17 protein-coding genes are annotated in these 26,780 nt (G+C 75.4%); 5 read left to right on the top strand and 12 right to left on the bottom strand.

Going from position 1 to position 26,780, the window contains the following annotated elements; genetic code table 11:
* Nucleotides 1-33: 33 nt before the first annotated feature.
* Both AC067J_RS06525 and AC067J_RS06520 read right to left on the bottom strand, forming a co-directional pair.
* On the bottom strand, nucleotides 34-2,421 hold the full coding sequence (locus AC067J_RS06525) for a DUF5682 family protein (RefSeq protein ID WP_478296818.1): 2,388 nt from the start codon (nucleotides 2,419-2,421) through the stop codon (nucleotides 34-36).
* A gap of 38 nt (nucleotides 2,422-2,459) precedes the next feature.
* Nucleotides 2,460-3,554, bottom strand: coding sequence for an ATP-binding protein (locus AC067J_RS06520; RefSeq protein WP_478296817.1), 1,095 nt, complete (start codon nucleotides 3,552-3,554; stop codon nucleotides 2,460-2,462).
* A 177-nt stretch (nucleotides 3,555-3,731) separates the two neighbouring features.
* Here AC067J_RS06520 and AC067J_RS06515 point away from each other — a divergent pair, with 177 nt between their 5' ends.
* Entirely contained in the window at nucleotides 3,732-5,060 is a 1,329-nt protein-coding gene (locus AC067J_RS06515; RefSeq protein ID WP_478296816.1) for an SWIM zinc finger family protein, read from the top strand.
* Nucleotides 5,060-6,700 (top strand): DUF5691 domain-containing protein, encoded by a 1,641-nt coding sequence (locus AC067J_RS06510; protein ID WP_478296815.1) that lies wholly within the window; start codon nucleotides 5,060-5,062, stop codon nucleotides 6,698-6,700. The genes AC067J_RS06515 and AC067J_RS06510 overlap by 1 nt, the downstream gene beginning before the upstream one ends.
* Nucleotides 6,701-6,739: 39 nt before the next feature.
* On the opposite strand, the gene AC067J_RS06505 is transcribed toward AC067J_RS06510, so the two are convergent.
* Complete coding sequence (locus tag AC067J_RS06505; protein ID WP_327677770.1) at nucleotides 6,740-7,147, bottom strand: coenzyme B12-dependent isobutyryl CoA mutase small subunit; 408 nt, start codon at nucleotides 7,145-7,147, stop codon at nucleotides 6,740-6,742.
* Between the two features lie 320 nt (nucleotides 7,148-7,467).
* On the opposite strand from AC067J_RS06505, the gene AC067J_RS06500 reads away from it, so the two are divergent.
* Nucleotides 7,468-8,298 carry a M23 family metallopeptidase gene (locus AC067J_RS06500; RefSeq protein ID WP_478296814.1) on the top strand — a complete coding sequence of 277 codons (831 nt, stop codon included), beginning with the start codon at nucleotides 7,468-7,470 and terminating at the stop codon, nucleotides 8,296-8,298.
* 79 nt (nucleotides 8,299-8,377) lie between these two features.
* On the opposite strand, the gene pcrA is transcribed toward AC067J_RS06500, so the two are convergent.
* The 3 genes from pcrA to AC067J_RS06485 form a co-directional block, all read right to left on the bottom strand.
* Entirely contained in the window at nucleotides 8,378-11,032 is a 2,655-nt protein-coding gene (pcrA, locus tag AC067J_RS06495) for a DNA helicase PcrA (RefSeq protein WP_478296813.1), read from the bottom strand.
* Nucleotides 11,033-11,116: 84 nt separating this feature from the next.
* Nucleotides 11,117-11,821, bottom strand: a complete 705-nt coding sequence (locus AC067J_RS06490) for a LuxR C-terminal-related transcriptional regulator (protein WP_478296812.1) — start codon at nucleotides 11,819-11,821, stop codon at nucleotides 11,117-11,119.
* Nucleotides 11,814-13,190, bottom strand: coding sequence for an ATP-binding protein (locus tag AC067J_RS06485; RefSeq protein WP_478296948.1), 1,377 nt, complete (start codon nucleotides 13,188-13,190; stop codon nucleotides 11,814-11,816). Before AC067J_RS06485 ends, AC067J_RS06490 begins: the two co-directional genes overlap by 8 nt.
* 238 nt (nucleotides 13,191-13,428) lie before the next feature.
* Between AC067J_RS06485 and AC067J_RS06480 the strand changes: the two genes are divergently transcribed.
* Nucleotides 13,429-14,940 carry a PspC domain-containing protein gene (locus AC067J_RS06480; RefSeq protein ID WP_478296811.1) on the top strand — a complete coding sequence of 504 codons (1,512 nt, stop codon included), beginning with the start codon at nucleotides 13,429-13,431 and terminating at the stop codon, nucleotides 14,938-14,940.
* A complete protein-coding gene (locus tag AC067J_RS06475; protein WP_478296810.1) occupies nucleotides 14,937-15,149 on the top strand; it encodes a hypothetical protein in 213 nt (70 codons plus the stop codon). Before AC067J_RS06480 ends, AC067J_RS06475 begins: the two co-directional genes overlap by 4 nt.
* Nucleotides 15,150-15,206: 57 nt before the next feature.
* Here the strand turns inward: AC067J_RS06475 and AC067J_RS06470 are convergent, their stop codons facing one another.
* The 6 genes from AC067J_RS06470 to AC067J_RS06445 all read right to left on the bottom strand — a co-directional run bounded on the left by AC067J_RS06470 (nucleotide 15,207) and on the right by AC067J_RS06445 (nucleotide 26,731).
* Entirely contained in the window at nucleotides 15,207-16,325 is a 1,119-nt protein-coding gene (locus AC067J_RS06470; RefSeq protein WP_478296809.1) for a QcrA and Rieske domain-containing protein, read from the bottom strand.
* A 197-nt stretch (nucleotides 16,326-16,522) separates the two neighbouring features.
* On the bottom strand, nucleotides 16,523-18,118 hold the full coding sequence (gene guaA / locus AC067J_RS06465) for a glutamine-hydrolyzing GMP synthase (protein WP_478296808.1): 1,596 nt from the start codon (nucleotides 18,116-18,118) through the stop codon (nucleotides 16,523-16,525).
* Nucleotides 18,119-19,180: 1,062 nt separating this feature from the next.
* The gene (locus tag AC067J_RS06460; protein WP_478296807.1) at nucleotides 19,181-21,058 is read right to left on the bottom strand and encodes a hypothetical protein; all 1,878 of its coding nucleotides are present in this window, start codon (nucleotides 21,056-21,058) and stop codon (nucleotides 19,181-19,183) included.
* 128 nt (nucleotides 21,059-21,186) lie between these two features.
* Entirely contained in the window at nucleotides 21,187-22,977 is a 1,791-nt protein-coding gene (locus AC067J_RS06455) for a GMC oxidoreductase (protein ID WP_478296806.1), read from the bottom strand.
* Between the two features lie 150 nt (nucleotides 22,978-23,127).
* Entirely contained in the window at nucleotides 23,128-24,771 is a 1,644-nt protein-coding gene (locus AC067J_RS06450; protein ID WP_478296805.1) for a succinic semialdehyde dehydrogenase, read from the bottom strand.
* Between the two features lie 151 nt (nucleotides 24,772-24,922).
* Nucleotides 24,923-26,731 (bottom strand): serine/threonine-protein kinase, encoded by a 1,809-nt coding sequence (locus tag AC067J_RS06445; RefSeq protein WP_478296804.1) that lies wholly within the window; start codon nucleotides 26,729-26,731, stop codon nucleotides 24,923-24,925.
* Between the last annotated feature and the right edge of the window lie 49 nt (nucleotides 26,732-26,780).

Here is a 26,780-nt window from a genome sequence, read left to right as displayed (position 1 = left end):
GGGCGTCGGGGGTGATCCGGGGTGATCCGGGGGTCAGGTGTCGCGACCTTCGGCCTGCCGGGGGATCCGCGGCCGGCCGCCGGGGCCGTCCGGAGCGGCGGGCAGGCCGAGCAGGAGGGCGACCGTGGGCAGTGCGGCGTCCGCCCGCGCCGCGTCGAGCTCGACCGCGCCGCCCTCCGGTCCGTCCGGTCCGGACGGCTCGCCGCCGAGCGGCCCGGCCGCGACCCGGCCGCCGACGGTGGTGCGGACTCCCGCCTCCAAGGTGGCGAAGGTCCGGCGGAGCAGCGGCAGCACGTCGGTGAAGGCCTCCGCCGACACTCCGGCCAGCCAGTCGTCGAGCAGGCCCAGCAGCCGGGGGTCGTGCAGCAGCAGCGCGCCGCCGCCGGTCAGGAAGCCCTCGATCCAGCCGGCCGCGTCCGCGGGGCCGCCGCCGGCGGAGAGGACCAGGCCGAGCCGGCGGCCGGCCTCCTCCGGGTCGAGCCGGCCGTCGTCCAGCAGCAGCCGGACGGCCCGCCCGCGGAGCAGGCCCGGGACGCCGGTGGCCGGTCCGCCGACCGGCTCGCGCCGGGCGAGCGCCCGCAGGGTGCCGGCCCACCGGTCGGCGAGCCCGCCGGCCGGGTCCAGCAGGCCGATCGCGCCGTGCACCTCGTCGAGGTGACCGCGCATCAGCGCTGCGCCGGCCGCGTCCAGCCCGGTGCAGGCCGGCGGCAGGCCGACGCAGATCCGGTCGGCGAGCCCGGTGGCGACCTCGTCGAGCGCGCCGTGGTCGGTGCCCCGGACGTCGCCGTAGCGCAGTGCGCGGACCAGTGCGGGCAGCGCGCGGGCGAGGTGGGCGACGTCGGTGTCGAGGGCCGCGCAGTCGGCGAGCACCCGCATCACCGTGGGCAGCGCGTCGGCCAGTCCGGCCACCAGGCAGGTCTCCACCAGGCCGGTGAGTCCGGCGAGTTCGACGGCGGTGCGGGCGGTGCCGACGGCCTTGCCGACGGCGGCCCGCTCGACGGTGGTGCCCCACTGGGCGGCCTCGGCGATCCGGACGGCGAACTCCGGCTGCCAGCAGAGCCGCCAGCTCTCCCGGAAGGTTCCGGTGGAGGCCACCGCGGAGCGGGCCGGCACGCCCCAGTCGACGCCGAGCAGCCGGAGCCGGTGCAGCAGCCGGGAGCGGGCCGCGTCGGTCTCCTTGCGCAGGTCGAGGTCCAGGTCGCGCGGTTCGACCTCGGGCTTGAGCCGCAGCGAGCGCTGCAGCCGGGCGAGGTCGCGCTGGAGCGGGACGGCCGGCGCGCCGTCGGGCACCTCGCCGAGCGCGTCGCCGATCACCAGCCGGTCCCGGACCAGCGCCAGGGCGACGTCCGAGCCGTCGCACATCACCGACCGGACGGCGTCCAGCGTCTCGGTGAGCCCGGCGAGCGGGCGGCCGCGCATGACGGCGAGGGCGCGGGCGAGCCGGACGGCCTCGATGACGTGTGCGGAGGAGACCGGGTGGTCCTCGGCGCGGAGCAGCTCGGCGGCCCGGGTGAGCCACTCGGGCAGCGGGTCCCCCTCGGTCCGGAACAGGTGGTGGTACCAGCCGGGGGAGACGATCCCGGCGCCGTAGCCGGTGAGCTGGGAGAGCCGGCGGTGCGTCCAGGGGACCCAGGTGATCTCGGTCCGGACCTTCCGGGGCAGCCCGGCGAGCACCGCCCGGTCGTGCGCGACGGTGGGCATGACGGCCAGTGCCGGGACGTGGAAGGCCCCGCAGACCACGGCGATCCGCCGGTGGCCGGCCCGGCGGGCGGCGCGGATCTGCTGGCGCATGTGGGCCTCGCGCTGTTCGTCGCGCGGACCGGCGCCGCCGCCGTCCTCGCGCAGCGCCGTCATCGCCTCGGCGACGGCCGCGAACGGCGCGAGCGCGTCGGCGCCGGGCAGCCGGTGCTCGACCACGTCCTCCCACCAGCGCTCCGGGTCGTCGTGGCCGGCGGCCTCGGCCAGCCGGGCGATCGGGTCGCCCAGGAGGCCGGCGTCCTCGCTCCCGGCGTCCTCGCTCCCCGCGTCCGCGTCCGCCGGGCCTGCCTCCCCGGCACCCCCGGCGCCGGCGTCGTCACCGGGCTGCGACGGCCCGGGATCGGCGAAGCCGTACGCGGCCGGCAGGTCGATGAAGCGCACCGGCACGCCGAGTTCGGCGGCGTACCGGATCGCCACCCACTCCGGCGAGAACTCGGCGTACGGCCAGAACGCCGCCCGCGCCGGGTCGTCCGCCGCGTGGGCCAGCAGGGCGACCGGCGGCACCATCGCCTTGTCGGCGGCCAGCCCGAGGAGCGGGTCCGCCTCCGGCGGGCCCTCGACCAGCACGGCGTCCGGCCGCAGCAGCTCCAGTGCGGCGGCCACCGCGCGGGCCGAGCCCGGACCGTGGTGCCGTACGCCCAGCAGCGTCACCTCTGCGCTCATCGCGCCCTCCCTCCCGATGTCGGTTCCGGTCGTGCTGTTCAGCGGGCGTTCTCACGGGCGGCGCGGTAGAAGTCCTTCCAGCCGTCCCGCTCGCGGACCACGCCCTCGACGTACTCGCGCCAGACCACCTGGTCGGCGACGGGGTCGCGGACCACGGCCCCGACCACGCCGGCGGCGACGTCGCCGGCCCGGAGCACGCCGTCGCCGAAGTGGGCGGCGAGCGCCATGCCGTTGGTGACCACCGAGATCGCCTCGGCCGTGGAGAGGGTGCCGCTGGGCGTCTTCACCTTGGTCCGGCCGTCGGCGGTGATCCCGGCCCGCAGCTCCCGGAAGACCGTCACCACGCGCCGGATCTCCTCGGCGCCACCGGGCAGTTCGGGCAGCTGCAGGGAGCGGCCGAGCTGCTCGACCCGGCGGGTGACGATGTCGACCTCCTCCTCAAGCGAGCCGGGCAGCGGCAGCACCACGGTGTTGAAGCGGCGGCGCAGGGCGCTCGACAGCTCGTTCACGCCCCGGTCGCGGTCGTTGGCGGTGGCGATCAGGTTGAAGCCGCGGACGGCCTGCGTCTCCGACCCCAGCTCCGGGATCGGCAGCGTCTTCTCCGACAGGATGGTGATCAGACTGTCCTGGACGTCCGCCGGGATGCGGGTCAGCTCCTCGACCCGGGCGATCTTCCCGTCCGCCATCGCCCGCATCAGCGGCGAGGGCACCAGCGCCTCCCGGCTGGGCCCGTTGGTGAGCAGCTGCGCGTAGTTCCAGCCGTACCGGACGGCCTCCTCCGGGGTGCCGGCGGTGCCCTGGACCAGCAGCGTGGAGTCACCGCTGATCGCCGCCGCCAGGTGCTCGGACACCCAGGTCTTGGCGGTGCCGGGCACGCCGAGCAGCAGCAGCGCCCGGTCGGTCGCCAGCGTCGTCACGGCGACCTCGACCACCCGGCGCGGGCCGATGTACTTGGGCGTGATCACGGTGCCGTCCGGCAGCTCGCCGCCCAGCAGGTAGGTGGCGACCGCCCACGGGGACAGCCTCCAGCGCTCCGGGCGCGGACGGTCGTCCTGCACGGCCAGCGCGGCCAGCTCGGCGGCGAACGCGTCCTCGGCGTGCTGCCGCAGGACGTCGGTCATGACGTCGGTCATCGGGGCTCCTTGAGGTCGGCCGCCGGGCACACGGGTGGCGTGGCGGCAAGGTGATCGGGGGGAGCCAGGTCGGCGTCCCGGCCTGCGGGAACCACCCTGCACCGGACCACTGACAATCCTGACCGGACCTCAGTTCGGGCCGCCCGACTGTCAGTCCCCCCGCCTAACGTCGTCGGCATGGAGGAACGCTGGAGCACCGAACACGTCCTGTCCCTGGCGCCCGACGCCGCCTCGAAGAAGGCCGCGGGCAAGCTCTCCGCGCCCGCACCCTGGTCGGCCACGGGCACCGACGGCGACGCGGTCTGGGGCGAGTGCCGGGGCAGCGGCAGTACGCCGTACCGCACGGTCGTCGAGCTCTCGACGCCCGCCTACCAGTGCAGCTGCCCGAGCCGGAAGTTCCCGTGCAAGCACGCGCTCGGACTCCTCCTGCTCTGGAGCTCCGCCCCCGACGCCGTACCCGCCGCCACCGAGCCCGCCGACTGGGCGGCCGAGTGGCTGCGGGGCCGCCGGGACCGCGCCGACCAGCGCGCCGCGAAGGCGGAGGCCCCCGCCGACCCGGCCGCCGCCCGCCGCCGCGCCGAGAAGCGCTCCGCCCGGGTCGCCGCCGGCGCCGCCGAACTGCGGCTGCGGCTCGCCGACCGGGTCCGGCACGGCCTCGCCGACCAGTCCACCGCCGGCCCCTGGGAGGAGGTCGCCGCCCGCATGGTCGACGCCCAGGCCCCCGGCCTGGCCACCCGGGTCCGGGAACTCGACTCCGCTCCACCGCACGGGCTCCTGGAGGAATACGCCATGCTCCACCTGCTCGCCACCGCCGCCACCCGGGTCGACGAGCTGCCCGCGCCGCTCGCCGCCACCGTCCGCGCCCGGCTCGGCTACACCACCGACGCCGCCGAGCTGCTGGCCGGCCCCACCGTCCGCGACCGCTGGCTGGTCCTCGGCAGCCGGACGTCACCGCTCGAAGGGGGCTCCGACGACCGGCTCACCACCCGCCGGCTCTGGCTGCGCGGCGCCAAGACCGGCCGGCCCGCCCTGCTGCTCGCCTTCGGCCGCCCCGGCCAGGCCCCCGAACTCGCCCTGCCCACCGGCCAGGTGATCGAGGCCGAGCTCGCCTACCACCCCGGTGCCCGCCCGCTGCGCGCCGTGCTCGGCACCCGGTACGGCTCCCCCGAGGCCGCCCCCGACGGCCCGCCGCCGCCCGGACTGACCGCCGCCGAGGCCGTCGCCGGCTACGGAACCGCAGTCGCCGACGACCCCTGGCTGGACGCCTGGCCGACCGTCCTCACCGACGTCGTCCCCGTCCTCTCCCCCGAGGGCTGGCACCTCACCGACGGCCGGCACACCCTCCCGGTCCACCGCGCCGCCACCCCGGAGGCCGCGCTCTGGCGGCTCGCCGCCGTCTCGACCGGCCGCCCGCTCACCGTCTTCGGCGAGTACGGCCACCGCGGCTTCGCCCCCGTCACCGCCTGGGGCCCCGACGGCCGCCCGATCGGCCTCACCACCGCCTGATGTCGACCGACCGCTTCACCCGAGGAGCCCCCGTGCCCGACCCCTGGGAGTCCCTGCACACCGCCGCCCTGCTCGGCACCGACCGCCGCCCGCTCCCCGCGCCCGACCCGGCCGCCCCGTACGCCCTGGCGGTCGACCGCACCGACCAGGCCACCGCACTGCTCGAACTCGCCGCCCTGGAGACGGTCCGCCGCCGCGCCGGCGCGCTCCCCGCCCCCGCCACCGGGCCGCTCACCGAGCCCGCCCCGGAGGACGGGCGCCCCGAACTGCCGGTCCCGGCCGCCCGCCGGCTCTCCCTGCTGCTCTCCAGCCGCGGCACCGGCGGCGGCGTCCTCGCCAACCTCGGCGAGCTGCTGCCGCAGTGGCTGGCCACCGCCCGCACCCGCGGCTTCCGCCCGCCCGCCGCCACCGTCCCGGCCCTGCTGGACGCCGCCCGGGCCCGCAGCGAACTGCGCCCCGACGCGGTCGCGCTGGCCGGCCCGCTCGGCCGCTGGCTCGCCGACCGCAACCCGGACTGGCGGTTCGTCCTGCGCACCACCGCCGGGGCTCCGCAGAGCCCCGGGCCGGCCGAGGGGGGCGACCAGCTCTGGCACGAGGGCCTGTTCGCCGAGCGCGTCACCCATCTCACCCTGGTCCGCCGCCGCGACCCGGCCGCCGGTCTCGCCCTGCTGCGGAGCACCTGGCCCACCGAGCGCGCCGAGGACCGGCTGCTCTTCCTGGACGCCCTCCAGGAGGGCCTCTCACCCGCCGACGAGCCCTTCCTGGAGGCCGCACTCGGCGACCGCAGCAAGAACGTCCGGGCCACCGCCGCCGAGCTGCTCTCCACCCTGCCCGGCTCCGCGCTCGCCGCCCGGATGGCCGAGCGCGCCCGCGCCGCGGTCCGCCTCTCCGGGCACGGCACCCACCTGCTGGTCACCCCGCCCGCCGAGTGCGACGCGGCCATGCAGCGCGACGGCATACCGCCCAAGTCGCCCACCGGGCGCGGCGAACGGGCCTGGTGGTTCGGCGAGGTGATCGCCGCCGCGCCGCTGGCCGTCTGGTCCGGGCACACCGGCCTGACACCCGACCGGCTGCTCACCCTGCGGGTCGGAGACTCCATCGACGAGACCAGCAGCACCTGGGCCGACGACCTGCGCGAGGCCTGGGCCCGGGCCGCCGTCCGCCAGCAGGACGCCGACTGGGCGCGCGCCCTGCTCGGCCCCGCGCCCTCCCCCTCGACCGCCCCCGGCCGGGCGGCCCGGGCCGCCCGTACCACCGGGGCGCCGGCCAAACTGCTCGCCGTGCTGCCGGCCCCCGAACGGGCCGCCTGGACGGCCGCGTTCATCGAGGCGCACGGCCTGGGCGAGGCCTTCCAGTTGCTCGGCGCCTGCGCGACCCCCTGGACGCCGCCGCTCTCCACCGCCGTGGTGACCGCACTGGCCCGGGCCGCCGCCTCCGGCGCCTACCCGTGGAGCCACAGCGGGGTGCTCGGGATGACCGAGCGCGCGCTCTCCCCCGGGACGGCGGACGCCGTCGAGGCGCTGGCCGCCGAGGCCGCGCCCGCCACCGCCTGGGGCGAGACCTTCGCCCGGCTGGCCGGCACCCTGCGCTTCCGCGAGGCGATGCTGGCCGAACTGGCCGCGCCCGTGGACGCCGCCTGACCGGCCCGCCGCCCGGCCGAGCCGGCCGGGCGGGGCCGGCTAGCCGGCGGCCCGGAGGTTGGCCGTGACCCAGGCGACCACGTCGCTGGTCGGCGTGCCCGGGGTGAAGATGTCGGCGACGCCCATCGCCTTGAGCTCGACGATGTCCTCGTCCGGGATGATCCCGCCGCAGAAGACCTTGATGTCCTCCGCGTCGCGCTCCTTCAGCAGCTCCAGCACCCGCGCGCAGAGCGTCATGTGCGCACCGGAGAGGATCGAGAGCCCGATGCCGTCCGCGTCCTCCTGGATCGCGGTGTCGACCACCTGCTCCGGCGTCTGGTGCAGACCGGTGTAGATGACCTCCATGCCGGCGTCGCGCAGGGCGCGCGCGATGACCTTGGCGCCGCGGTCGTGGCCGTCCAGCCCCGGCTTGGCGACCACCACGCGGATCGGTCCTGACACACCCATCACTGCCTCCTGGACCTCGTCGTCCACCACCCCGCCGCACCTTGTGGACGCGGGCGGGGTTAACGAGCAATAACCAATCTGAGGGGAGGTTAGCGTCACCCGCCCCGGTTGGCCGTGCCGCCCCTCAAGAGGAGGGGAAAATCACAGGCCACCCCGCCCGCGACCACCTCGCTCCCCTCCCCCGGTCTACCCCGCAAGCGCACACCCGCAGCCTCTTGACATCCGGACTTTTGTCCGGATGTCAGCCTTCCGGCTACAGTCTCGGCTGTTTTCCCCTCGCCCGACGACGCGCCCGAGGTCCCACCGAGGAGGCAGCCGCGATGGCTCCCGATGCAGCCGCCCGCCCGACCCGTGCGGAGCTGCGCGTCGCCGCCCGCGAGCAGTCGCGGGCCCAGCGCCGCGACGCCGCCAAGGCCGCCACCCGGACGGCACTGCTGCGGGTCGCGCTGCCCTCGGTGGCCGCGCTCGGCGTGGCCGCCGCAGCCGCCGTCACCGTCCAGGGCGAGGCCGACCAGCAGCGCGCCCAGGCGAGCGGCCGGCTGCCCGACCAGGCCGCCGGGACCCAGGACGACGCGGCCGGCCGGGCCGCCGCCGCACAGGCCGCGCAGAGCGCCCAGCAGGCGCTCGCCACCGGGGACGCCGCGCAGGCCTCCCGCGGTGACGCCCGGCAGCAGCTCTCCGGCGCCCAGGGCGCGCCCGAGGCCGTCACGCAGGCGGCCGACGCCCCCGAGGCCCCGAAGCCGCCGGAGCGCCCCAAGGTATCCCTCCCGGTGGCCCAGGCCGGCCTCGGTGAGGTGTTCGGCGCGGCCGGCACCCACTGGGCCAAGCGGCACACCGGCATCGACTTCCCGGTGGACGGCGGCACCCAGGTCCTGGCCGTCACCGACGGCACCATCCGCACGCAGTGGAACCCGTCGTACGGCTACATGTCGATACTCAAGATGTCCGACGGCACCGAGGCCTGGTACTGCCACCTGCGGTCGTACAAGATCCGCAAGGGCACGGTGAAGGCCGGCGACGTCATCGCCTTCGTCGGCAGCAGCGGCAACAGCACCGGCCCGCACCTGCACTTCGAGATCCGCCCGGCCGACGGCGGTGCGCCGGTCGACCCGCTGCCCTGGTTCCTGGCCCAGGGCGTCGACCCGCGCTGACCCGCGCCGGCCCGCGCCGAACAGCGACCCGCGCCGACCACCGGTCGACGCGGGCCGTACGGACGGGCCCGAGGCCCGCCTAGAGCTTCTCCACCGGCGCGTACCGCAGGAGCAGCTGCTTGCGCCCCTCCGTACCGAAGTCCACCGTCGCCTGGGCCTTGTCGCCGACCCCGGTGGTGGCCACCACCGTGCCCAGCCCGAAGGTGTCGTGGGTGACCCGGTCGCCGACCGCGAGCGCCACCGCCTCGCGCTCGACCGCCGCGCCGGTGCGCCGCGCCGACTGCCCCCAGCCCGCCTTCGGCGAGGCCGCCGCCGAACCGCGCGACGAACCCCCGCGCGAGGACGACGAACCGCCCGACCCGCCCGACCTGCCGCCGCCCCAGGACGACCCCGAGGAGTACCCGCGCGAGGCCGGCGCCGACGCCGCCCCCCTGCGCTTCCACTCCACCAGCGACTCCGGGATCTCCTCCAGGAACCGCGAGGCCGGGTTGTACGCGGGCTGCCCCCAGGCGCTGCGCAGCACCGACCTGGTCAGGTAGAGCCGCTGCCGCGCCCTGGTCAGGCCGACGTACGCGAGGCGCCGTTCCTCCTCCAGCTCCTTGACCTGGTTGAGCGCCCGCATGTGCGGGAAGATGCCGTCCTCCATGCCGGTCAGGAAGACCACCGGGAACTCCAGGCCCTTGGCGGTGTGCAGGGTCATCATCGTGATGACGCCCCGCCCCTCGTCGTCCTCGTCCGGGATCTGGTCGGAGTCGGCGACCAGCGCGACCCGCTCCAGGAAGTCGGGCAGCGAGCCGACCGGCGGCGCGCCGTCCTCCCCGGCGTCCGGCCGCTCGCCCGGGTCCTGCTCGTACTCCAGGGCGACGGACGCCAGCTCCTGGAGGTTCTCCACCCTGGTCTCGTCCTGCGGGTCGGTCGAGGACTGCAGCTCGGCCAGGTAGCCGGTCTCCTCCAGCACCGCCTCCAGCACGGCGGCGGGCCCGGCACCGGACTCGACCACCTGCCGGAGCCCGGCCAGCAGCGCGTTGAACTTCTTCACCGCGTTCGCCGAGCGGGCCGCCAGCCCGTACGCCTCGTCGACCCGGAGCAGCGCCTGGGCGAAGGAGATCCGCTCGCGCGCGGCCAGCGCGTCGATCATCGCCTCGGCGCGCTCGCCGATGCCGCGCTTGGGCACGTTGAGGATCCGGCGCAGCGGCACGGTGTCCTCGGGGTTGGACAGCACCCGCAGGTAGGCCAGGACGTCCTTGACCTCCTTGCGCTCGTAGAAGCGCACCCCGCCGACCACCTTGTACGGCAGGCCGACCCGGATGAACACCTCCTCGAAGACGCGGGACTGCGCGTTGGTCCGGTAGAAGATCGCGACGTCGCCGGGCCTGGCGTCGCCGGCGTCGGTGAGCCGGTCGATCTCGTCGGCGATGAACTGGGCCTCGCCGTGCTCGTCGTCCGCGACGTAGCCGACGACCTTCTCGCCGTGCTCGCCGGCCGTCCAGAGCTTCTTCTCGCGCCGGCTGGTGTTCCGCTCGATGACGGCGTTGGCGGCGCTCAGGATGGTCTGGGTGGAGCGGTAGTTCTGCTCCAGCAGGATCGTGGTGGCGTTCGGGTAGTCCTCCTCGAACTGGAGGATGTTGCGGATCGTCGCGCCGCGGAAGGCGTAGATCGACTGGTCCGCGTCACCGACGACGCACAGTTCGGCGGGCTCCACCTCGGCGAGCCGCCCGGCCGCCGGGTTCACGTAGTCCCCGTCGGCGGTGCGCTTCGGCGCGGTGGCGACGGCGCCCCCGCTCAGCTCGCGGACCAGCATGTACTGGGCGTGGTTGGTGTCCTGGTACTCGTCGACCAGGATGTGCCGGAACCGCCGCCGGTAGTGCTCCGCGACGTCGGGGAAGGCCTGGAGCAGGTTGACCGTCGTCATGATGATGTCGTCGAAGTCGAGGGCGTTGGCCTCGCGCAGCCGCCGCTGGTAGAGGAAGTACGCCTCGGCGAGCTTCTTCTCCATCGGGTTGGCGGCCTGGTCCGCGTAGGTCTCCTCGTCGATCAGCTCGTTCTTCAGGTTGCTGATCTTCGCGGTGAAGGACTTCGGCGGGAACTGCTTCGGGTCGAGGTCGAGGTCCCGGCAGACGAGGGCCATCAGCCGCTGCGAGTCCGCCGAGTCGTAGATCGAGAACGACGAGGTGAAGCCGAGCAGCTTGGACTCGCGGCGCAGGATCCGCACGCAGGCGCTGTGGAAGGTGGAGACCCACATCGCCCGGGCCCGCGGGCCGACCAGCTGCTCGACGCGCTCGCGCATCTCGCCGGCCGCCTTGTTGGTGAAGGTGATCGCCAGGATCTCGCCCGGCTGCACCCCGCGCGCGCCCAGCAGGTGGGCGATCCGGTGGGTGAGCACCCGGGTCTTGCCGGAGCCGGCGCCGGCCACGATGAGCAGCGGCGAGCCGGCGTGCAGGACGGCCTCGCGCTGCGGGTCGTTCATCCCCTCCAGCAGCTTCGCCGGGTCGATCACGGGTCGGGCGGCGCCGTTGCGGTACCAGGCGTCCCGCTCGGCCTCGGCGTCACCGCCGGGCCGGCCGTACGTGCCGCTCTGGAACAGCCCGTCCGGGATCGCCTCCTCGTAGGCGTCGTAGGGGGCGTCGTCCCCGTACGGCGGCGGCTCCTCGTCGATGGGCGGCGCGGGCTGCTTCGACCCGGCGGCGGGGGCCTCGAAACCGGGGAGCGGGAGGTCGTCAAAGAGGCTATTCATGGCACTCCGAGTCTATGGCCACCCACCGACAGGCCCGCCCGGTCTCCACAGGACCGGGCGGGCGGTGGGCGGGCGGCAGGGCGCTCAGACCAGCCGGCGCGCCGTGGCCCACCTGGTCAGCTCGTGCCGGTTGCTCAGCTGGAGCTTGCGCAGCACCGCCGAGACGTGGCTCTCCACCGTCTTCACCGAGATGAACAGCTGCTTGGCGATCTCCTTGTACGCGTACCCGCGCGCGATCAGCCGCAGCACCTCCCGCTCGCGCTGGGTGAGCCGGTCCAGGTCCTCGTCCACCGGCGGGGTGTCGGTCGCGGCGAAGGCGTCCAGCACGAACCCGGCCAGCCGCGGCGAGAAGACCGCGTCGCCGTCGGCGATCCGGAAGATCGCGTTGACCAGGTCGGTCCCGGTGATGGTCTTGGTCACGTAGCCGCGCGCACCGCCGCGGATCACGCCGATCACGTCCTCGGCCGCGTCCGACACGGAGAGCGCGATGAACTTCACCCCGCCCTGCTCGCCCATCAGCCCGGCCGAGCGGCGCAGCACCTCGACGCCGCCGCCGCCGGGCAGGTGCACGTCGAGCAGCACCACGTCGGGCCGCGTCTCGGCGACCACGCGGACCGCCGACTCGACGTCGTCCGCCTCGCCGACCACGTCGATGCCGGTCGTCTCGGTGCGCCCGATCTCGGCCCGGACGCCCGTCCGGAACATCCGGTGGTCGTCGACCAGCACGACCCTCGCGGTCCGCCCCGGTTCCCCGGACAGGGGGACCCCCGTCGGCGCTGCCTCAGTCATCTGACCTCTCCATCTCCAGCTCGACCTCGGTCCCGCCGTCCGGCGCGGGCCGCACCCGTGCGGTGCCGCCGTTGCGCTTCATCCGGCCGAGAATCGACTCGCGTACGCCCATCCGGTCCTCCGGCACCGTATCGGGATCGAAGCCGGGACCGTGGTCGCGGACGAACACCATCACCGTCCTCCCCTCGACCTCGGCGTAGACCTGGACCGGTCCCCCGCCACCGTACTTGGCCGCGTTGACGGTCGCCTCCCTCGCGGCCTGCATCTGGGCCGCGATCCGCTCGTCCATCGGGCAGTCGCCGACGATCACCAGCTCGACCGGGACGCCGTGCCGGTCCTCGACCTCGGCGACCACCGCGCGCAGCGACTCCGCCATGGTGTCGGGCGCGGCCTCGGCGGCCGCCTCCGGGCGGTAGAGCCAGAGCCGCAGCTCGCGCTCCTGGGCCCGGGCGAGCCGCAGCACCTCCTTGGGGTCCTCGGCCCGGCGCTGGATCAGGGTCAGGGTGTGCAGCACCGAGTCGTGCACGTGCGCGGCGATCTCGGCCCGCTCCTGGGCGCGGATCCGGGCGGTCCGCTCGGCGCCGAGGTCCTGCCACATCCGCAGCGCGTACGGACCGACCAGCACCAGCACACCGGCCAGCACCGCGAGCGAGGCCTCGATCACCGAGCCGATCGTCGAGCCGCTGCCCTGGGTGGCCAGGAACGCGATGGTGCCCGCCACCACCAGCAGCACACCGGCGCCGACCCGGGTGTAGGCGCCGCGCCGCTTGTCCCCCTCCTCCAGGCCGAACCAGCGCTGCCAGCGGGAGTCGTCGGCCTGCCGCCAGACCAGTGCCACACCGACGCCGATCGCCAGCAGCGGCCAGGTGTACGGCTTGGCGGTCTGCACGTTGAGCGCGTTGAGCAGGGCGATCACACCGATCACCAGCATCACCAGCGCGGCGAGCTGGCCCAGCCCGCCCTGCCGCTGCGAGCCCGCCGTCCCGCCGTCCGCGTCGCCCGCACCGGGCGCGCCGCCCGCCGCCGTCGCGGGCTCGCCCTGCAGGGCGTGCTGCAGCACCTCGCGCAGCCGGCCGATCCAGCCGCCGCGGCGGCCGCCCTTGCTCAGCTCCGAACCGGCTCCCTGCCAGGGCGAGGCCGGCACGAACGCGCCGTTCACGTACACCCAGTGCGTCCCGCCGCGCTGCGCGGGCTCGCCGATGCCGATCGGCACCACGAACCAGAACGCCGCGTACAGCAGCGCGCCGACCCCCTGCGCGAAGAACAGCAGCACGAAGGCGACCCGCACCCAGCTGACGGGCAGTCCGAGGTGGACCGCCAGCCCGTGCGCGACCCCGCCGAGCATCCGCCCCTGCGGGCTGCGGTACAGCCGTCGGTACGGCGGCCGCTCGCCACCGGGTACGGCCGGGTCGACGCCCCCGGGCGGCGGGGTGTCTGGGCTGAGGGGACGGGGATCGGAACCGGGTGCTGCCACGGCACCGATCGTTCCACGCGGGCCCGCCCGGACGCATCAGGGTGGACCCCTGACCCTTCTCAGGGACAAGTCAGGGTCCGGACAGGGCCCGCACCGGTTGGGCGGGGCTCCGGCACCCAGCAGGATGGTGGTCATGACCGAAGACCCCCGCACCGAGGAGATCGAGGAGGCCGGGCCGAGCGCCCCGCCGGCCCCGGACCGCCCGCCGCTGACCCGGACCGAGCACCACCGCGTGGTGGCCGGCGTCTGCGGCGGCCTGGGCCGGCACCTGGACATCGACCCGGTGGTCTTCCGCGTCGTCACGGTCGTGCTCTGCCTCTCCGGCGGCCTCGGCCTCTTCCTCTACGGGCTCGCCTGGCTGATCATCCCGACCGAGCCGGTCGCGGACGGCAAGGGCGGCAGCCGCTCGGGCCGCACCGAGCTCCAGCGGGTGCTCACCGGCCGGGTGGACGGCCAGTCGGTCGGCGCGGTGCTGCTGACCGTGATCGGCACCGGCGTCTTCTTCTCCTCGATGGGCGACGGCGACCAGCTCTTCCCGCTGCTGCTGCTCGCCGGGCTGGTCTTCCTGGCCGTCCGCTACGACCCGGAGCGCCGGCGCGGCCGGATCCGCGGCCGCCGCCGGACGGGCCGCGGCCACGGTGGCCACGGCGGTCCCGGCCACGGGCACGGACCGCACGGCGGCCCGTACGACCGGTACTTCCCGGAGGCCGACCCGGCCGCCGGCCCGGACTACCGCTGGCCGCGCGAGGCCGAGGACGAGGAGGCCCGCGAACGGCACGCCCGGGAGCGGGCCGCCGGGACCGTCCCGGCCGACACCCCGCACACCGGCCCGACCGGCTACCTGTGGGACCCGCGCCACCCCGAGCGCAACCCGTACGGCGGAGCCGCCCCGGCCCAGCCGCACCCCGGCCCGCCCCCGCCGCCCGGGGCCCCCGCCCAGCCGTGGTGGCAGCGCACCGACCTGCCGCAGGGCGACCCGCTGCGCAAGGAGGGCGGCCCGGCCGGACCGCCCCCGCCGCCGGTGACGGTGCACCGGCGGGAGCGCTCCCCGCTCGGCCTGATCGGCCTGCTGCTGGCGGTCGGCGCGGCCAGCGCCGTCTGGTCGGCCTCCGCGGACGGCGGGGCGGCCTTGCTGACCGGCACCGTGCTCGCCACCGCGCTGCTGGTGATCGGTCTGACCCTGCTGGTCGGCGCCAAGTTCGGCCGGGCCCGCCGGCTGGTGGTGCCGGGCCTGCTGCTGACCGTGGCGCTCACGGCCGTCGGCCACTCGTCGGTCTCGGTGCAGAACCTGCTCGGCGACCGCACCTGGGTCGTCGCCTCGGCGGCCGAGCTGGAGCAGAAGTACACCCTCGGGCTCGGCTCGCTGGAGCTGGACCTGAGCGCGCTCGACCCGGCCGGCGGCACCCTGGGCACCACTGCGGAGCTCGGTGCCGGCGACATGACGGTGACGGTGCCGTCGGACGTGACGGTGAACATGCGGACCGAGACGGGGCTCGCCTCGGTCAACCTGCCGGGGCCGGTCAGTGACGACGGCCCCGCCACCCGCAGCTACCAGCTGCTGCCGGTGAACGGCCAGGCATCCAAGGGAACGCTCGACCTCTCTCTGAAGGTCGGGCTCGGCGACATCAGGGTGGTCCAGAAGTGAGGAAGCACCAGCTCGACCTCTTCTCGCTGATCGCAGGGGGGCTGTTCACCGTGATCGCGGTGCTCTACCTGGTGGCGGCGGTCAACGACGTCTCGGTCAACGGCCGGATCGTCATCCCGGTGACCTTCATCGTGCTGGGCCTCGGCGGTCTGGCCGGGGCGGTGGCGGCGGCGGTCCGCCGCTCCCGGCCGGACACCGAGCGCAAGTAGCCCGAGGGGCCGGACCCGGGCGCGGGCCCGGGGATCCGTCACCGGGCCCCGGGGGTCTCAGGTCTCCAGCGGCCCGAGGCGGAGCTTCTCGCCCTCCTTGGTCACCCGGTACTTCGGCAGCGGCTTGGTCGCCGGGCCGTTGAGCACCGCGCCGGTCGCCGCGTCGAACCGGGAGCCGTGGCAGGGGCAGTACAGCTGACCGTTCTTCGGGGCGTCGACCGCGCAGCCGGAGTGCGTGCAGACCGAGGAGAAGGCGCAGTACTGGCCCGCCTTGGGCTGGACCACGTAGAGCGCGTCGCCGCTGGCCGGGTCCTTGACCTGGGCCGAGCCGCCGACCGGGACGCTCGCGGCGTCCACCGTGACGGGCGGTGCGGCGGACGCGGGCGCGGCGGACCGCTCGGGCGTCCCGGGCGTCCCGTCCCGCCCGAAGGTGGCGGTCAGCGAGCCGGTCAGCAGTCCGGCGCCGCCCATCGCGACGGCCGCGATCCCGCCGTCCATCAGGGCCCGCCGCCGGACCTGGTCCTCGGGCAGGCCGCGGGAGCGGTCCCGGGCGGCCCGCCGGGCGAGGTAGCCGTCCACCGAGAGGTACGGGGTGCCGGCCAGCACCAGCGGGGTCCAGGCCATCAGGTACACCAGGTCGTTGCCGAGGTAGTACGGCGAGACGTTCCAGCTGACGGTGAGCCAGAGGGTCAGGCTGAGCACCGCGCCGCCGGCCGCCGCGAGCCGGCCCCAGAGGCCGAGCAGGGTGCCCAGGCCGACGGCCAGCTCACCGAAGGCGACCAGCAGGCCGAACAGGGTGGGGTGGTCCAGGGCCGGGCCGAGCAGGAAGGAGATCGGGCTGGAGCCCTTGGCGAGCCGGGTCTGCGAGACGAAGGAGGCCGGGTCGCCGGCGCCGGCCAGGTAGTGGGCGTCGGAGAGCTTGTCGAGCGCCGCGTAGACGAAGGTGACGCCGAGGAAGAGCCGCAGCGGCAGCAGTGCCAGCCGCGAACCGGCCGCCTTCCACCCGGCGACCCGGCCGGCTCTGCCGCCCGGGCGGGTGCCGCCCGTTCCGGTCCCGTCCGCACCGGTGCCGGTGCCGTCCGGGGCCGCCGGACCCGGGCCGGCCGGGCTCGAACCGGCCATGGCCGCGCCGGCCGTCACCTGACCGGCCGCCACGGAGCTGCTGGCCTCCGCCATTCCCCACACCTTCCCTCACCGGCCCGCCACCGCCTGACAGGTCCGGACGCATTCTGCCCGGTTGTGAGCGCTTTCGGTGGGAGGGCCCACTCGGTGGGCGCCCGGTCCACCGCGAACGGCCGCGCCGTCGTTCCCTTGGTACGGGAACGACGGCGCGGCCGTTCAATGCCGGTCCGCGCGGGACCGGGCGGGAGTGCCTACTCCCACTCGATGGTGCCCGGCGGCTTGCTGGTGCAGTCCAGCACCACGCGGTTGACGTCGCGGACCTCGTTGGTGATCCGGGTCGAGATCTTCGCCAGCACGTCGTACGGCAGGCGCGACCAGTCGGCGGTCATCGCGTCCTCGGAGGACACCGGACGCAGCACGATCGGGTGACCGTAGGTGCGGCCGTCGCCCTGGACGCCGACGCTGCGGACGTCCGCGAGCAGGACGACCGGGCACTGCCAGATCTGGCGGTCCAGGCCGGCCGCGGTCAGCTCCTCGCGGGCGATCGCGTCGGCCTCGCGGAGCAGGTCCAGACGCTCGCGGGTGACCTCGCCGACGATCCGGATGCCCAGGCCGGGGCCGGGGAACGGCTGGCGCTGGACGATCTCCTCCGGCAGGCCGAGCTCCTGGCCGACCATCCGGACCTCGTCCTTGAACAGCTTGCGCAGCGGCTCGACCAGCTGGAACTGCAGGTCCTCGGGCAGGCCGCCGACGTTGTGGTGGGACTTGATGTTGGCGGTGCCGGTGCCGCCGCCGGACTCCACCACGTCCGGGTACAGGGTGCCCTGGACCAGGAAGTCGACCGACTCGCCGTGCTCGCCGGCCTCGGCGATGATCTCGGCCTGCGCCTGCTCGAAGACCCGGATGAACTCCCGGCCGATGATCTTGCGCTTCTCCTCCGGGTCGCTGACGCCCTTCAGCGCGGTCAGGAAGCGCTCCTGCGCGTCGACGACCTTCAGCTGCACGCCGGTGGCGGCGACGAAGTCCTTCTCGACCTGCTCGGTCTCGCCCTTGCGCATCAGGCCGTGGTCGACGTAGACGCAGGTGAGCTTCTCGCCGATGGCCTTGTTGACCAGGGCCGCCGCGACCGCCGAGTCCACGCCGCCGGAGAGGCCGCAGATGGCGCGCTTGTCGCCGACCTGGGCGCGGATCAGCGCGACCTGCTCCTCGACCACGTTGCCGGTGGTCCAGGTCGGGGCGAGACCGGCACCGCGGTACAGGAAGTGCTCCAGGATCTGCTGGCCGTGGTCGGAGTGCAGCACCTCGGGGTGGTACTGGACGCCGTAGAGGCGCGCCTCGTCGTTCTCGAAGGCCGCGACCGGCACCACGTCGGTGGATGCGGTGACGGTGAAGCCCTCGGGGGCCGCGGAGCAGGCGTCGCCGTGCGACATCCACACCGAGTGCTCCGCCGGGACGCCCTCGAACAGGGTCGAGCCGGTGCGGGAGACGGTCAGCGGCGTACGGCCGTACTCACGGGCGCCACTGTTGTCGACGGTGCCGCCGAGCGTCTTGGCCATCAGCTGGAAGCCGTAGCACATGCCGAAGACGGGGACGCCGGCCTCGAAGATCGCGCGGTCGAGCTGCGGCGCGCCCTCCTCGTAGACCGACGAGGGACCACCGGAGAGGATGATCGCCTTCGGGTTCTTGGCGAGCATCTCGGCGACCGGCATGCTGCTCGGCACGATCTCGCTGTAGACCCGGGCCTCACGCACTCGACGGGCGATGAGCTGGGCGTACTGGGCGCCGAAGTCGACGACCAGGACGGTGTCGGTCTCAGGCACGGACTGGACGGGAGTAGCAGAGGACACAGACGGCCTTCCGGCAGCGGTACGAAAGGTGTCGCACGCAGCGCGCCCTACGGAGGGTGGCGGCGGGCGACGGGCGGGGGTCTGCCATCGAGTCTACCGGCCGCCCGCGTTTCACTCGTCTGCCAGCCCTCGCGCCCGTGACCGGCTGGGTGGCCGGTTCGTTTCTCCTGGCGACCGTACGACCGCGCCGCGCCCGCCAGACGCGCCGCCTCCGCCCCGGCCAGGGGCGCCGCCGTACGGGCTTGCAGGACCACGCGTGGAGCTCAACCCAGTCCACCGGCGCGCGTGGCGCCGTCGCGGAACCGGTCTCCGGCCGGGCGTGACGCGCCGTGGGACCGTGCGCGGGTGCTGCGGCCGGCCAGCAGGGGACAGCGACCCCGGCCGCGACTGGACCAAGGAGGTGGGGCGGTCGGCCACCGGGGACGCCCGGAGTCCGACCGCCGCACCCCGGCGCGATCCCGGCGCACTTCGTCCACCGTCCCACGCCGCTACGCGCGTCCCTGTGCGCTCCGGCCGAGCCTCACTACGCACCGTGATCATCGCTGCCGTCCGTCCGGCGCACCCCGCGGGCCCGCCGCGGTCGCCACGGGCCCGCCCCGCCGCCGGCCCGGCCGGAAGCGCGCTGCACCGAATCATGCCGAATCGGTTGCAGAGCAAGCCCTCCGTCCAGCACGATGCTGCGTGGAAGAGGTTCCCCCGGCGGCCGCAGGGCCGCCCGAGGGCTACCGTCCCGGTGCCACCGCGACCCTGGTGGCAACGATTATCACCTCACGCTCCGTGAGCGAGGGCCCGGCTCAGGCATGCCGGGGTCCGCCGCCGCGGACCGTGTGCGCCCCGCGCGCCGGCCCACCCTTCGCCGGAGCCGCGGCGCCGCCCGTCCCCTGGACCAACCACCCCGACGGCGCTCCTCCCCCGGCGCCGTCACCCCAGCACCGGCGCGGCCCTGACGCCGAGTGCTGAACGACAAAGGGCCCCGTTCCCCCGCGGGGCCCTTTGCCCTGTCCGGGGAGGGTGGGCGCGCTTCCGGGGGCGCGCAGCAGCATGGCGCACGCCCCCGAATCGCTACGGCTGGTCGCGCCAGACGCTCGGGTCGACCGGAGCCTCCCCGCCCGGCCGCGACCCGGCCCCCGGCCCGCCGGAACGGCGCGACGCCGACTCCTCGGACGAGCCGATCACCTCGCTCACCCCAAGCCCGGCACCGGCCCCGAAGGACCCGGACGACCCGGATGATCCGGACGACCCGGACGACCCGGACGACCCGGACGACTCGTACGACTCGTACGACTCGTACGACCCGAACGGCCCCGGCTGCTCGTACGACCCGGACCGCTCGTACCCGAACGCGTCCTCCCCGCCCGGTCCGGCCTGCGCCGGCACCGCCCCGTACGGCTCGCCCCGCGCCGAGCGCCCGCGCGCCGCGGCCAGCAGCGGCGGCACCGCCAGCGCCCCGACCGCCGCCCAGACCGCGTTGGCCACCAGCAGGGTGCCCGGCACCAGGGCCACGCCGTACTCGTACGCGACCTCCCGGACGCTGCCGACGTAGGGGACGGAGGAGGCCGACGTGACCAGGATCCCGGACACCAGCATCAGCAGGCTGAGCCCCACCGCGTACACGGCCGCCAGCCGGAGCCGGTCCGCCGCGTCGAGCCGTCGCCGGTACGCCGTCCAGCCGAGCACCGCCACCGCGGCCAGCGCGAGCAGCCCCGTCCAGCGCCAGTCGGCGCTCTCGCCCTGCAGGTCGAAGAAGGAGAACTCGTCCACGTCGCGCGGGCTGCGACGCCAGTCGGAGTCGCCGGCCGGGGTGTCGCTGGTCGACCGGAAGGTCGCGCCCGACCCCACCCCGAGCAGCACCAGGCCGACGTTGGGCAGGAAGGCCACCGCCGCACCGGTCATGCCGCCCTCCCCCTGGAGGGCCACCACCACGAAGCCGACCGCCGACGCCAGGCCGACCGAGAGCGCCAGCGCCCGGCCCGCCGCCAGGCCGGCGACCGCCCAGCCGCGCACCGCGCGGTTGCGCCAGGCCGCCCAGCGCAGCGCGTCCGTGCCGTGGACCGCGAAGGCCAGCGCTCCGGCGAACAGCAGCGTCCAGCCGACCGCCTCCGGCCAGCCGGCGGACGCCGTGTTCGACACCCGGCCGCCGAACACGTCGCCCAGGACCCCCTCGTCCAGGTCGACACCGCGGTACCGCCCGGGGGACCACTCGGCGCCGGCGACCAGGCCGATCAACAGGGTGACGGCGGCCGCCACGACGGCCGTGCGCAGCGCCTCGCCGGCCGCCTGCCGGCGGGTCCACTGCTCCCCGGTGAGGCGCTGGCGGCGGTTGGCCCCGGCGCGCAGGCCGAGCCAGAGCGTGAACAGCCACAGCGCGGTGACCGCCATCGGCACCGCCCGCACCGTCGTCTCGGTGTCGGCGGTGCCGCCGCTGCCGAAGACCATCCGGAACGGCGCGCCGAGTGCGGCCAGCGACATCGCCAGTGCCGCCCCGAACCGCTCGCCGAAGGCCGGGGTGTCGTTCAGGTAGGACAGCTGGTAGCCGTCCGGGATGGCCGCGACCAGCGCTGCGATCAGCAGGACGACGGTCGGCGCGATCACGGCGCGCAGTGCCGGGCGCCAGTCCGCACCGGCCAGCCGGCCGAGCGCGGCGGGCCGGCCGGCCGCCGGGTCGTACGGCCGCCCGGCTCCCCAGCTGCCCTCCCGGAAGGGCGCGCCGGGCGGCGCCGGAGGCAGGACCGGCGGAGGCAGGACGGGCGGCGCCAGGTCCGGCGCCGGGGGCGGTCCCGGCGCCGGGGGCGGTCCCGCCGCCGACGGCACCCCCGGCGGCGGGGGCGGCGGCAGGACCGGGGCGGGTGGCAGGAGCGGCGGCGCCGGCGGCCGCCCGCAGGAGGCGCAGGCGAGCGCCCCTTCCGCCGAAGCCGCACCGCAGGATGCGCAGATGGCCATGGACCGTGTCCCCCGTCCGAATGAACTCCTGGTCCCCCCAGGGAGCCCTTTTCTCCCACCGGCCCCGGACGGCTGTCAACCGGCCCCGCTGCGGCGCGGGTTGACCGGGCCGCAGTCGAACGACCCGGCTACCCGCGCTTCTTCGGCACCTCCGGCACCGCCAGCAGCGGCAGCCGCAGCGCGCCGAAGGCGTCGGCCGGCACCGCCGGGGCGACGGGGGCGACCGGGGCGGTCCGCCGGTACGCCTCGCCGGGCGCCGGACGGCCGTCCTCCTCGCCCTTGTTGGGCCACATCGACATGGCCCGCTCGGCCTGCGCGGTGATGGTCAGCGAGGGGTTGACGCCGAGGTTGGCGGAGACCGCCGAACCGTCCACCACGCTGATTCCGGGGTGGCCGTAGAGGCGGTGGTAGGGGTCGACGACACCGGTCTCCGGGGAGTCGCCGATCGGGCAGCCACCGAGGAAGTGCGCGGTCATCGGGATGTCGAAGATCTCGCCGACACTGCTGCCGGCGAAGCCGTTGATCTCGTCCGCGAGCGCCCGGGCGCCCTGCTCGGCGGCCGGGATCCAGGTCGGGTTGGGCGCGCCGTGCCCCTGGTGGGAGGTCAGCTTGCCCTTGCCGAGGCCCTTCTCCTTCAGCGACACCGTGATCGAGTTGTCCAGCGACTGCATCACCAGGCCGATGATCGTCTTCTCCGACCAGCGGTGCTGGTTCATCGAGCGGGCGAAGGTCACCGGGTGGGTGACCGAGCTGCCCAGGTAGCGCAGCCAGCGCGGGATCCGCCCACCGCCCCTGACCTGGGCGATCGACAGCGCACCCATCGCGTTGGAGCCCTTGCCGTAGCGGACCGGCTCGATGTGGGTGTTCTCGTCGGGGTGGATCGAGGAGGTGATCGCGACGCCCTTGGTGAAGTCCGCGCGGGCGCCGTACCGCCGGTCGGTGGTCTGCGCCCCCACCAGCGCCTCGGAGTTGGTCCGGGTCAGCTCGCCGAGCCTGGCCGAGATCCGCGGCAGGTGCCCGCCGGCCCGCATCCGGTGCAGCAGGTCCTGGGTGCCGTAGGTGCCGGCCGCGACCACCACCCGGGCGGCGGTGAAGGTCCGCGCCCCGGCCTTGACCGGGTCGGTGGTGGAACGGGCGTCGGTGCGCCGGACGTCCACCGCGTAGCCCTCGCCCCACTCGCGGATCCGGGCCACCGTGGTGAGCGGGTGGATCTCGGCGCCGCCGCGCTCGGCCAGGTACAGGTAGTTCTCGGTGAGCATGTTCTTGGCGCCGTGCCGGCAGCCGGTCATGCACTCGCCGCACTCGACGCAGGCCCGGCGGGCCGGGCCGGCGCCGCCGAAGTACGGGTCGGCGACCTCCTCGCCGGGCGCCGTCCTGGCCCCGCCGTCCGAGTCCCCGCCGTCGCCGAAGAAGACCCCGACCGGTGCCAGGTGGAAGGTGTCCCCGACCCCCATCCGCTCGGCGGCGGCCCTGAGGTGCACGTCGGACGGGGTGACGGTCGGGTTGAGCCGGACGCCCAGCATCCGCTTCGCCTGGTCGTAGAACGGCGCCAGCTCCTCCTGCCAGTCGGTGATGTGGCGCCACTGGCGGTCCTCGAAGAAGGCCTTCGGCGGCACGTACAGCGTGTTGGCGTAGTTCAGCGAGCCGCCGCCGACCCCGGCGCCGGCCAGGATCAGCACGTTGGCCAGCAGGTGGATCCGCTGGATGCCGTACAGGCCGAGCTTCGGCGCCCACAGGTAGTCGGCCAGGGCCCAGGAGTTCCTGGGCAGTTCGTCGCGCTCGAAGCGGCGCCCGGCCTCCAGGACGGCGACCCGGTAGCCCTTCTCGGTCAGCCGCAGCGCGGAGACCGAGCCCCCGAAGCCGGACCCGACCACGACCACGTCGTAGTCGAACTCCCGGCCACCACCGGATCCCACCATCTGCCACTGCTCCTTCGGAAACGGAACGAACGAAAGGACGAACGGAGAAGACGTGCGGAGCGGCCCGGCACGGAAGCCGTGCGGAGCGCCCCTGCGTGGCGGCCGGACACGGCGGCCGTACGGAGCGGCCGTGCGCGGCAACCGGGAGGGCTACTTGAAGCGGAGCGCCTTCAGGACCCGCAGCCCGCCGGTCATCACCGCCGCGAACTGCCGGTCGTCCAGGCCGAACGCGGGCGCGATCGGCATCAGCCGCTGGCCGGCGATGGTCTGCGCCTCGGTGAACCGCAGGATGCCCTCGGTGCCGTGCCGCCGGCCGAGCCCGGAGTCGCCCATGCCGCCCATCGGCGAGCCGACCGAGCCGTACGCGGCCGCGTACGCCTCGTTGACGTTGACGGTGCCGGTGCGCAGCCGCGCCGCGACCGCGCGGCCGCGCCGCCCGTCCCTGGTCCAGACGCTGGAGTTGAGCCCGTACGGGGTCGCGTTGGCGGCGGCCACCGCCTCGTCCTCGGTGTCGAAGCGGTAGACCGAGACGACCGGGCCGAAGGTCTCCTCGCCGCAGACCGCCATGTCGGGGGTGACGCCGTCCAGGATGGTCGGCTCGTGGAAGAACGGGCCGAGGTCCGGCCGGGCCCGCCCGCCCGCGACCACCGTGGCGCCGGCCTTGACCGCCTCCTCAACGTGCCGGACGGTCGCCTCCAGCTGCCGGCCGGAGGCCAGCGAGCCCATGTCCGCGCCGTACGCGAGACCGCCGCCGAGCCGCAGCGCCCCGGTCGCGGCGGCGAACTTCGCCAGGAACTCGTCGGCCACCGAGCGGTGCACCAGCAGCCGCTCGATCGAGATGCAGAGCTGGCCGGCCGAGGAGAAGCACGCCCGGACGGCGCCCGCGGCGGCCCGGTCGAGGTCGGCGTCGGCCAGCACCAGCATGGCGTTCTTGCCGCCGAGTTCGAGCGAGGCGCCGACCAGCCGGGCGGCGGCGCGCTGGGCGACGTCGCGGCCGGTGCGGGTGGAGCCGGTGAACGAGACGTAGTCGGCGTGCTCGACCACGGCCGGGCCGATCACCGGCCCGTCGCCGATCACCACCTGCCACAGGTCGGCCGGCAGCCCGGCCTCGATCAGCAGCTCACGGGCCCAGAGCGCGGTCAGCGCGGTCTGCGTGTCCGGCTTGTTGACCACCGCGTTGCCGGCCACGAAGGCGGGCAGCGCGTCGCCGACGGAGAGCTCCAGCGGGTAGTTCCACGGCGAGATGTGCCCGATCACGCCCTTGGGGCGGCGGGCCTCGACGGTCCGGGTGAGCAGCGGCAGGGCGCCGCCGTGCCGCTTGTCGCGCAGGTAGCCCTGGGCGGCGCGCGCGTAGTGGCGGGCGCCCATCGCGACGGCGAGGACCTCCTCGAAGGCGTGCAGCCGGGCCTTGCCGGTCTCCGCCTGGATCAGGTCGAGCACCTCGTCCTGGCGCTTGAGCAGCAGGTCGTGGAAGCGCAGCAGGACGGCGGCGCGGCGGCGCACCGGCAGCGCGGCCCAGGCCGGCTGGGCGCGGCGGGCGAGTTCGAAGGCGACCTCGACGTCGGCCGGGGTGGACTGCGGCAGGCCGGCCAGCCGCTCGCCGGTGAGCGGGGCGACGGTCTCCACCAGGCTGGGCTCGCCGGTGGCGGTCACCCCGGCGACGAGGCGGTCGACCAGGGACGGCGGGACGGCCGAGGCGACGGTGCGCCCGCCGCCGGGCGCGGCGGGGTTGCGGCCCGGCGAGCCGGTGCCGGCGGGTTCGGTGGCCGTGGCAGCTGCTGTGAGGTCCGTCATAGGGCGCAGCCTAGGCGCTCGGCGCCCGGTTCGGTACCCGTCGGTAACAACTAACCGCGGTGGTCGCCGCCCCCCGGCCGTCGGGGCCCGGGGCGGGCGGCGACCGGGCCCGGGTGAACCCGCCGGACCGGCCGGACCCGCCGGACCGGGATCAGCGGGTCGGCAGGAAGTGGTTCAGCACCAGGGTGAACCGCCGCTCACCCTCCTGCCAGTCCTTGTCGTTGTCCGGGCAGGACAGGTAGATGGCGTACGCGGTGCCGTCGTCGTCGATGAACTCGGCCTCGACGGCCCGCCGCCGGCCGCCCTCCTTCGCCGCGTAGCTGAACTCCCAGACCGCCGCGTCGTGCCCGTTCACCGCGACGCTGGTGAGCTTGTGCTGGCGGTACTCCTTGCGCTTGGAGACGGTGGTCTCCATCTGCCGCAGGTGGTCCAGCGGCTTGACCGACTGTCCGACGGTGACGGCGAACTGGAGGTAGTGCACCATCTTGTCGGGGCTGTAGTAGATCTGCGTCCCGTCGACCGAGCGCTCCCAGGCCGGGGTGGCCACCGGCAGCGGGAAACGGAAGCCCGCCGGGTCGTCCACCCAGCGGTACCCGGACGGCGGCGGGCCGGCGTCGTTGTCGCCCGGCCCGGTGGGCTGCGGCTCCGCGACGGTCGGGGTGGGCTTGGCCACCTCCGTGCCGCCGTGCCTGGTCGCCAGGAAGGTCGCCCCGGCCGCCAGCACGGCCACCGCCAGCGCGACGGCGACGACCAGCAGCGCGCCACGGCGCTTGGCCGGCCCACGCGCGGGCGCATCGGTGTACGCCACCGGCGCGACCGGCCCCGTGGGCGCCCCTTCGGCCGCCTCGTGCCCCTGGAACACCTCCACCCGCTGGTGCGCGGACGACAGCCCGGACGACAGCGCGGACGACGGCCCGGACGGCGGCCCGGACAGCTCCCCGGCAGGCTCCGGGGCGGCATCGGCACCCGCCGAGGCCGACGGACGCGGCGCGGTCGCCGCCTCCGGCACCGTCCCCGCCTCCGGCCCGGCCGACTGCCCCGAGCGCTCCGCCAGGCGGTCCACCACCGGCACCGACTGCGTCGGCATCCGCACCGGGGTCACCGGCTTGAGCCCGAGGGTGTGGCCGGCCTGCACCTCGGCCAGCATCCGGGCCGCCTCGTCCGCGGTCGGCCGGTCGTCCGGGTCCTTGGCCATCAGCGCCGCCAGCACCGGCCCCAGCGGGCCGGCCCGGCGCGGCTCCGGCAGCGGATCGCCGACCACCGCGGCCAGCGTGGTCAGCGGCGAGGTGCGGCGGAACGGCGAGTCGCCCTCCACCGCCGCGTACAGCGTCGCCCCGAGACCCCACAGGTCCGAGGCGGGGCCCGGCCGGTCGCCCTGCGCCCGCTCGGGCGCCAGGTAGTCCGGCGACCCGACCAGGTCACCCGGCCGGGTCAGCTCCGCCGAGCCCTCGTACGTCGCGATGCCGAAGTCCAGCAGCACGGCCCGCCCGGTGCCGTGCTCCAGCAGCACGTTGGCCGGCTTCACGTCGCGGTGCAGCACGCCCAGCTGGTGGCCCCGGTGCAGCGCGGCCAGCACCTGGCTGCCCACCTCGGCGGCGGCGCGCGGCGGCAGGGTGCCGTCCTGGCTGATCACGTCGGCCAGCGAGCGGCCGTCGACCAGCTCCATCACGATCCACGGCCGGCCGTCCTGCTCCAGCACGTCGTGCACGGTGATCACGCCGGGGTGCTTGATCCGGGCGGCCGCGCTGGCCTCCCGCTTCATCCGGGCGTGCAGGATCTGCAGCTCGTCCTCGGGCAGGTGGTTGACGGTGAGCTCCTTGACCGCCACCTCGCGGTCCAGCATCCGGTCCCAGGCCCGCCAGACCGTGCCCATCCCGCCCCGGCCCAGCCGGTCACCCAGCTCGTAGCGTCCGGCCAGCAGCCGCTCCTCGGCCGCCTCCGCCCGGTCCTCCGCGCCCATCCGCGACCGCTCCCCCTCATTCACCTGCCGTCACCGCGACGGAGGGTCC

Source organism: Kitasatospora sp. NPDC042419, from assembly GCF_056437345.1.
Note: the sequence above shows the minus strand (reverse complement) of the source record. Positions and strands in the feature narration are given on the sequence as shown.

Bases quoted from the DNA above. Each gene is read 5' to 3' on its own strand.
- AC067J_RS06525 (WP_478296818.1), bottom strand. From the start codon at position 2,421: ATGAGCGCAGAGGTGACGCTGCTGGGCGTACGGCACCACGGTCCGGGC.
- AC067J_RS06520 (WP_478296817.1), bottom strand. From the start codon at position 3,554: ATGACCGACGTCATGACCGACGTCCTGCGGCAGCACGCCGAGGACGCG.
- AC067J_RS06515 (WP_478296816.1), top strand. From the start codon at position 3,732: ATGGAGGAACGCTGGAGCACCGAACACGTCCTGTCCCTGGCGCCCGAC.
- AC067J_RS06510 (WP_478296815.1), top strand. From the start codon at position 5,060: ATGTCGACCGACCGCTTCACCCGAGGAGCCCCCGTGCCCGACCCCTGG.
- AC067J_RS06505 (WP_327677770.1), bottom strand. From the start codon at position 7,147: ATGGGTGTGTCAGGACCGATCCGCGTGGTGGTCGCCAAGCCGGGGCTG.
- AC067J_RS06500 (WP_478296814.1), top strand. From the start codon at position 7,468: ATGGCTCCCGATGCAGCCGCCCGCCCGACCCGTGCGGAGCTGCGCGTC.
- pcrA (WP_478296813.1), bottom strand. From the start codon at position 11,032: ATGAATAGCCTCTTTGACGACCTCCCGCTCCCCGGTTTCGAGGCCCCC.
- AC067J_RS06490 (WP_478296812.1), bottom strand. From the start codon at position 11,821: ATGACTGAGGCAGCGCCGACGGGGGTCCCCCTGTCCGGGGAACCGGGG.
- AC067J_RS06480 (WP_478296811.1), top strand. From the start codon at position 13,429: ATGACCGAAGACCCCCGCACCGAGGAGATCGAGGAGGCCGGGCCGAGC.
- AC067J_RS06470 (WP_478296809.1), bottom strand. From the start codon at position 16,325: ATGGCGGAGGCCAGCAGCTCCGTGGCGGCCGGTCAGGTGACGGCCGGC.
- AC067J_RS06460 (WP_478296807.1), bottom strand. From the start codon at position 21,058: ATGGCCATCTGCGCATCCTGCGGTGCGGCTTCGGCGGAAGGGGCGCTC.
- AC067J_RS06455 (WP_478296806.1), bottom strand. From the start codon at position 22,977: ATGGTGGGATCCGGTGGTGGCCGGGAGTTCGACTACGACGTGGTCGTG.
- AC067J_RS06450 (WP_478296805.1), bottom strand. From the start codon at position 24,771: ATGACGGACCTCACAGCAGCTGCCACGGCCACCGAACCCGCCGGCACC.
- AC067J_RS06445 (WP_478296804.1), bottom strand. From the start codon at position 26,731: ATGGGCGCGGAGGACCGGGCGGAGGCGGCCGAGGAGCGGCTGCTGGCC.